General features: G+C 31.4%; 2 protein-coding genes. Both read left to right on the top strand.

Annotated features, from left to right (window positions below; genetic code table 11):
* The first annotated feature begins 125 nt into the window (after positions 1-125).
* Positions 126-1,250 (top strand): tail fiber protein, encoded by a 1,125-nt coding sequence (locus CVD18_RS22030; protein ID WP_103867604.1) that lies wholly within the window; start codon positions 126-128, stop codon positions 1,248-1,250.
* Positions 1,251-1,400: 150 nt separating this feature from the next.
* Entirely contained in the window at positions 1,401-2,180 is a 780-nt protein-coding gene (locus CVD18_RS22025) for a tail fiber protein (protein WP_103867603.1), read from the top strand.
* Positions 2,181-2,344 lie beyond the last annotated feature (164 nt).

Below are 2,344 nucleotides of genomic sequence, written 5' to 3'. Positions count from 1 at the left end.
TATCCGACAGAACGGCAGCTAATATATAGTGCCTAATACTGATCTAGGGAGGGGGTCAGCTTGCTCTAGCGTATCCAATTTATAAGTATTGAGACATCTATAATAAATAGATAAACAAAATAGATATGAAAAAAACAATTTTATTGATTGGACTTATTGGAATAAGCTTTGGAATTAAAGCTCAAAACACATTTCCTACAACAGGCAACGTAGGAATTGGAACGACAACCCCAAATTCTAAATTTGAAGTTGGAGTAAAGCATGATCATAATCAGAAAGAAGAAATGCGAATAGGTAGTTATTGGCAGAATAAGTTTATAGGTCTTGGTTTTCAATATTCTTTAAATCATGTAGGAAGTACCTCTAAGCATATAGTAGAACATCATGGCGAAAAAGAATACAAATCTATTTCCCTTTTGCATGGTAAGGTTGGTATAGGAACGACAACCCCAAATTCTAAATTTGAAGTTGGAGTAAAGCATGATCACAATCAGAAAGAAGAAATGCGAATAGGTAGTTATTGGCAGAATAAGTTTATAGGTCTTGGTTTTCAATATTCTTTAAATCATGTAGGAAGTACTTCTAAGCATATAGTAGAACATCATGGTGAAAAAGAATACAAATCTATTTCCCTTTTGCATGGTAAGGTTGGTATAGGAACGACAACCCCAAATTCTAAATTTGAAGTTGGAGTAAAGCATGATCACAATCAGAAAGAAGAAATGCGAATAGGTAGTTATTGGCAGAATAAGTTTATAGGTCTTGGTTTTCAATATTCTTTAAATCATGTAGGAAGTACCTCTAAGCATATAGTAGAACATCATGGTGAAAAAGAATACAAATCTATTACTCTTTTACAAGGTAAGGTAGGTATAGGAACTACAAATCCCGATATGAAACTAACCGTAAAAGGAAACATACACGCAGAAGAAGTAAAAATAGATCTTAATGTCCCTGCACCAGACTATGTTTTTAAAGAAAATTATAACCTAAGAAGCATAGAAGAAGTAGAAAACTTTATAAAAGAGAATAGCCATCTGCCAGAAATACCATCAGCAAAAGAATTTGAACAAAATGGAGTAATGCAAGCCGAAATGGATATGAGTCTTCTTAAAAAAATTGAGGAACTAACCCTTTATACTATCCAGCAGGAAAAGAAAATTCAAAAATTAGAAAGAGAAAATGAAGAACTAAAATCTTTATCTGATAGACTAACAGAAATCGAAAAATTACTTGAAGCCAAAAAATAAAAAAGCTTATAAAACGAATGTATGACATCATAATGCCCTAACGGGACATTTCGACTCATACATCAATCGTTCTCGGCAATTACTCAAAAAAAATTAGGTAACATTTATAAGTATTGAGACATCTATAATAAATAGGTAAACAAAATAGAAATGAAAAAAACAACTATGTCGATTATATTCTTTAGTATTACTTTTTTAAGTAATGCCCAAAATCCAGTAAATGGAATTTTAAATCATACTAATTCATATTTTACTATGAAAGCATATGACAGTAGTTATGATGACAGTTCTTATGCAAAAATATTCTATGATGGAAATAATAAGATAATTAATTTCTGGAATTCAGACATAAATTATACAAACTTAAAAATCGGAAATCTTTTTTCTACTGGATTAGAAGTTAATAAAGGAAATACAAACGATTTAGCTTTATCACTAAAGTCATCAGGAGCTGGTTGGGGTTCTGGACTACAATTCGAAAATACCTCTGGAAACAAGTATGGTATTTATTCAGGAAATGATGGGAATTGGCATTTTTCACATGAGGGTCAGGGAGATAGATTGGTTATAAATTCTTCTGGTAAGGTTGGTATAGGAACAACAAGCCCAGATATGAAACTTACAGTAAAAGGAAACATTCACGCAGAAGAAGTAAAAATAGATCTTAATATCCCTGCTCCTGACTACGTATTTAAAGAAGATTATAAACTAAGAAGCATAGAAGAAGTAGAAAAATTTATTAAAGAAAATAGTCACCTACCAGAAATACCTTCTGCAAAAGAATTTGAACAAAATGGAGTGATGCAAGCTGAAATGGATATGAATCTTCTTAAAAAAATAGAAGAATTGACTCTTTACACAATTCAACAACAAAAAGAGATTGAGGAATTAAAAGCATTAGTAAAGAAATCAATAGAATCAAAAAAATAAAAAGTATATAACAAAGATTTGTATGTAGCGTTTACTTCCCTCGGTAAGTAAACGCTACATACAAGAGACAGTCTGACGTTAGCAAAAATTCCCCACATCAGAATCCGATTAATTCCTCGAGCTAACGAAGCGTAAAAAACAGATGTTTCATATCTTTAGATTGG

Source organism: Aquimarina sp. I32.4 (genome assembly GCF_002924285.1).
Taxonomy (GTDB): domain Bacteria; phylum Bacteroidota; class Bacteroidia; order Flavobacteriales; family Flavobacteriaceae; genus Aquimarina.
This window is presented reverse-complemented; position numbering and strand designations above follow the sequence as displayed.

What these genes read in the sequence shown, in the direction of transcription:
- CVD18_RS22030 (WP_103867604.1), top strand. Translation starts at nt 126, where the DNA reads ATGAAAAAAACAATTTTATTGATTGGACTTATTGGAATAAGCTTTGGA.
- CVD18_RS22025 (WP_103867603.1), top strand. Translation starts at nt 1,401, where the DNA reads ATGAAAAAAACAACTATGTCGATTATATTCTTTAGTATTACTTTTTTA.